The 5,152-nt window shown below is 70.2% G+C and carries 2 pseudogenes; one reads left to right on the top strand and one right to left on the bottom strand.

What is annotated here, in order from left to right:
- Positions 1 to 371 precede the first annotated feature (371 nt).
- Positions 372 to 4,966: pseudogene (locus QZY03_RS04640) on the bottom strand (DEAD/DEAH box helicase).
- Positions 4,967 to 5,057: 91 nt separating this feature from the next.
- Here QZY03_RS04640 and QZY03_RS04635 point away from each other — a divergent pair.
- Positions 5,058 to 5,152: pseudogene (locus QZY03_RS04635) on the top strand (Uma2 family endonuclease); the annotation flags it as partial.

Here is a 5,152-nt window from a genome sequence, read left to right as displayed (position 1 = left end):
GCCGCGGTGATACGCCGATAGTCGGGTCCCGTGATGCCCCATCGCGGCCGGAGGCCGCTCCCACAGAGGGCGCGCTCCCGGCTCCCACGCTCCAGCGTCAGGTCGGACGACGCGCCGCTGGAGCGGCCGGACGGCATTCCCACGCCGGAGCGTGGGAACGAGAAGAAAAGAAGAAGTCCTCTCACAAAGACACAAAGGCACAAAGAAAAGAAGACCTTGCTGGCTTCTTTTCTTTTCTTCTTCGTGTCTTTGTGCCTTTGTGAGAGAATTTTCTTTCTCTTCTGTGCCTCCGTGATAAATCAATGACCATTTTCTCGTTCTCGGAACGAGATGACGAGAAGACCGCCTTGCCATTGATGCCCGGCATCGTCCTATGACCTGCCGGGCACCAGCGCATCATAATCAGACACGAAACCGGCTGCCAGCAACCGCTCACGCAAGGGCGATTCGAGCGCCGGCCGGCCATCGATCCGCTGGATCAGCAAGCGTCGCCGGCCAGTGCCCGGCGAGCGGCACAGGGCGCTCAGCGCCAGATCAAGTTCATTGCCTTCGGACGTGAGCGACGCGGGGAAAGTCGTCAGGGTCCGCCCGCTGGTCCCCAGATACAGCACCGGCTTGCCGGCCACCAGATACACCCAGGCGCCGCTGACCCGGCGCGGTGCCGGCGCGGTGGACTCAGTGTCCAGGGCGCCGGTCGACGGCCAGGGCAGCAAGGCGCCGTAGGGATTGGCCGGGTCCAGCGCGGCCAGCACCCGGCAATCCGCGTCCGTGAAGCCGTCGATCGGCGGATCTTCCAGACGGGCGGCACGCAGCCGGTCGAGCGCGCCGGCCAGCGCGAACTGCGCACCCGAGAGCCCCTCAACGAAGTAGCCCCGGCGCACCTGACCGCCCTCCTCCATTTGTTTCAACACCCGGTACAGTGGGCCGAAACCGCCCGGCAGCCCCTCGGCCTGGACCGCCTCCCGGCTCACCACGCCGTAACGATCGAGCAGCATCCGCGCCTGTGCCAACAGCCGCTCGGTCGGTGTCGGCGCCGCCGCACGTCCGGCGAGATCGGCGACCAGTGACCAGCGTCCACCGGCCAGAGCCGCTTCCCGCCCATGACGCCGGGTCCGGGCGCCGCCGCCGAGATGCCGCAGTGGAGCGAAGGTGTCATTGGTGATCAGCCCGGCCCACACCAGGTCCCAGAGCGCGGACTCGAACGTGTCCCGGTCCGGCCGCGGCCCCGCGTGCTCGGCCGCCGCCTGGAGTTCCATCAGGAAGCAGGCGCCGCGCTCGCGCAGATGATCGAGTAAACAGCGATGCAGCGGAGTCTGCTCAGCCGCGACCGGCGGTTCGCCGGCCGCCGGCCGCCAGGCGCCGCCGGCCCGCGGATAGAGCGCCACCTTGCCGTCTTTCGGCCCCAGGGCGCCCTGCCCCACCCAGACCACCTGACCGGTCGCGGCCAGCAGATCCAGGTCAGCCGGGCGATACCCCGGCACCCGTGCCGGCAGCAGCACCCGGTCGAGTTGCGACCAGGGCAGCACCAATCCGGTCAACTGCGCAACCGCCTCCAGCAGCCGGTCCGGACCCCGGAGGTCCTCGCCGATGCCATGCCAGGCGGGCAGGAAGCGACCCAGTGCGGCGCCGTCCACCGGGGCCACGGCGTCGCGCGCCCGCGCCAGGGTGCGGCGGCGCAGGCGGCGCAGCACCTCCGAGTCGCACCAGTCCGGCTCGGCACCGCCGGGGCGGATCTCGCCGCGCACCAGACTGCCTTGCGATTCCAGGAGTCGCAGCACCGGCTCGACCTGGGCCAGCTGCAGACCCAGGCGGGCGGCCGGTTCGCGGGTGAGGAAGGGACCGTGGGTGGCGGCATAGCGCCGTAGCAGCGACTCCAGCGGGGCCTCGGCGGCGACGAGACAGGCTTCAGGCAGGCCGGGGGGCGGCACCGCGCCCAGGGCATCGCGGTAGCAGCCGGCATCGTCCACGGCGATCCAGCGGCGCTCGCCGGCCACGGGGATTTGGACGGCGCGGCGTTGCTGGGTTAGAACGGCGAGCCAGGCAGTCGCGGCGGACGGGGCCGGATGCGCTTCGCACGCGACTGGTTCCGCCGCGGCGAGGGAATCGCGGCGGGACGCCGCTCCCACGGGGGCCGGGGCTTCGCAGCGAAGGGCGATTTCGGACTCGGTGAGGTCGCCGAGCCGCCGCAGCAGGTCGTGCAGTTCGTCGGGGTCGCGCGCCTGACGGCCGGCGGACCGATGCTGCAACTCGGCTTCCAGCTCGGCGAGCACGGCGGAGTCGATCAGCTCGCGCAGCTCGGCCTGGCCCAGCAATTCGGCCAGCAGTCCGCGATCCAGGGTCAGCGCCTGAGCGCGGCGCTCCGCCAGCGGCGCATCCTGTTCATAGAGATAGGCGGCGACATAGGCGAAGACCAGCGACCGTGCGAAGGGGGAGGCCTGCGCCGTCTCGACCTCATGGACGCGGATGGTCCGGTTGCGGATCGCGGTCAGAATCTCCTGCAAGCCGGGCAGGTCGAAGACATCGCCCAGCGCTTGCCGGTAGGTCTCGATCACGATGGGGAAAGCCGGGTAACGGCGCACCGCGGCCAGCAGGCTCTGGGCCCGCAGCCGCTGCGCCCATAGGGGTTGGCGACCCGTGGCGCGACGCCGCGGCAGCAGCAGCGCGCGGCTCGCGTTCTCGCGGAACAGGCTGGCGAAGAGCGCGGTGTCGGCAAGCTGTTCGGTGACCTGATCCTCGACCTCGGCCGGATCGGGCAGCAGGTCGGTGAGTGACGGCAGATCCTCGCCGTCGGCCAGGCGCAGCACGATCCCGTCGTCGGTCGACATCACCTGCACCTCGAACCCCTCGCGCCGACTCAGGCGCCATTGCAGGGCCATGGCCCAGGGGGCATTGATGGGCGCACCGAAGGGGCTGAGAATACAGACCCGCCAGTCGCCCAACTCGTCGCGGAAGCGCTCGACGACGATGATACGGTCGCTCGGGACCTGGCCGGTGGCCTCGCGCTGATCGCGCAGATAGGCCGCCAGATTGGTCGCCGCCAGGTCGTCCAGGGGGTGTGGGCACGCAGCCATTCAAGCGCACGCTCGCCCTTGAGCCCGGCCAATTCGCGGCAGAAGGCGCCGACCGCCCGCCCCAAGGCGACCGGCCGGCCGGGGCCGTCGCCGCGCCAAAACGGCAGCTTGCCGGGCTCACCCGGCGCCGGCGCGACCTGCACCCGATCGCGGGTGATGCTCTCGACCCGCCAGGTGGAGGCGCCGAGCAGAATGCAGTCGCCGGCCTTGATCTCGAACACCATTTCCTCGTCCAGCTCGCCCACGCGCGGGCCGTCGGCGCCCAGGTGTACGGCGTAGTGGCCCCGGTCGGGGATGGTGCCGGCGTTGAGCCGGGTGATGAGTGCGGTGCCGCGCCGGGCGCTCAGGGTGTCGGTCGCCCGATCCCAGGCGAGCAGCGGCTTGAGTTCGGCGAAATCGCTGGATGGATAGCGGCCGGAGAGCATGTCGAGCACCGCCTCCAGGGCCGCCCGCGACAGTTCCCGATAAGGACCGGCGCGCGTCACCAGGGCATGCAGTTGCGCCACCGTGCAGGGCGTTGCCGAACACATGGCGGCCAGTTGCTGGGCCAGCACGTCGAGCGCGTTGCGCGGCATCCGGAAGGGCTCCAGTTCGCCCTTGAGCATGCGTTGGGCGATCACCGCGCACTCCAGCAGATCGCCGCGGAACTTGGGGTACAGGCGCCCGATGCTCACCTCGCCCACGCCGTGCCCGGCGCGCCCTACCCGCTGCAGCCCCCGGGCGACCGAACCCGGCGACTCCACCAGCAGCACCTGATCGAGCGCACCCATGTCGATGCCCAGTTCCAGCGAACTGGTGGCGACGATGGCCTTGAGATCGCCGCGCTTGAGCGACTCCTCGATCTGCGCGCGCTGTTCATGGCTGACACTGCCGTGATGCGCCCGCACCAGCTCCGGAACCGGTTCCGCATCCGGGTCGGCGTCCAGTGCCGCCAGCTCGTTCAGCCGTTGACACAGACGCTCGCACAGACCGCGGCTGTTGACGAACACCAGGGTCGAGCGATGGGCACGGATGGCCGCCAGCAAGGCCGGATAGACCGCGGACCACAGGCCGGTCTCCGCGGCCGGGCGGCCGGTTTGACGGGCATAGAGCGCTCCCCGGATCGAACCGCTGGGCAGTTCCGCCGGGGCCGGCGGCGGCGGACGCTCCATCTCGGGCACCGGAACACAGACCTTCAAATCCAGACGCGGCGGGGCAGCGGCGTCCACGATCTCGACCGGCCGGTCGCCGCCCAGGAAGCGCGCCGCTTCAGCCAACGGCTGCACCGTGGCCGAAAGCCCGATGCGCTGCGGGTCACGCGCGCAGCCGGCGGCCAGGCGCTCCAGCGACAAGGCCAGATGGGCCCCGCGCTTGGTCGGCGCCAACGCATGGACCTCATCGACGATCACGGTATGCACCGAGCGCAGATGCACCGCCGCCCCCGAGCCGAGCAGCAGATACAGCGACTCCGGCGTCGTGACCAGAATCTCGGATGGCTCCAGCAATTGGCGCCGCCGTTCCGGCGCCGGGGTATCCCCGGTGCGGATCGCCACTCGCGGCACCGTGACCGCCTGCCCCAGGCGCTCCGCCGCCCGTGCGACCCCAGCCAGCGGCGCACGCAGATTCCGTTCGATGTCGTAGACCAGCGCCTTCAGGGGCGAGAGATAGAGCACCCGCGTGGCGCGGGCTTCCAGCCCGCACGCAAGCTCAGTATCCCCCGAGATGCCCGCCCCGGCACACATCAACTGGTCGATGGCCCAGAGAAAGGCGGCCAGAGTCTTGCCGCTGCCGGTCGGCGCCGTGATCAGGACATGATGCCCGGCCGCGATCACCGGCCAGCCGCGCGCCTGCGCTTGGGTCGGTGCGGCGAAGTTCTGCGCGAACCAGAGACGGGCGGCGGGACTGAAGCATTCCATCCGCGCACCATAGCGCCGACAGCGGCGTCCGACCACCAGCGCGTAGGTTACACTTCCGACTGACGCCAACCCCCAGAGGAGGACCGCGGCGATGAATCCCCTCGCGCATTTCGACCCCGATGACCCCTATCCGGAGAGCGACGGCGAGCCCATGGCGGAGAATACCGAGCAGTATGAGTGGCTGGT

This window comes from uncultured Lamprocystis sp., assembly GCF_903933125.1.
In the GTDB taxonomy this organism is placed as follows: domain Bacteria; phylum Pseudomonadota; class Gammaproteobacteria; order Chromatiales; family Chromatiaceae; genus Thiodictyon.
This window is presented reverse-complemented; position numbering and strand designations above follow the sequence as displayed.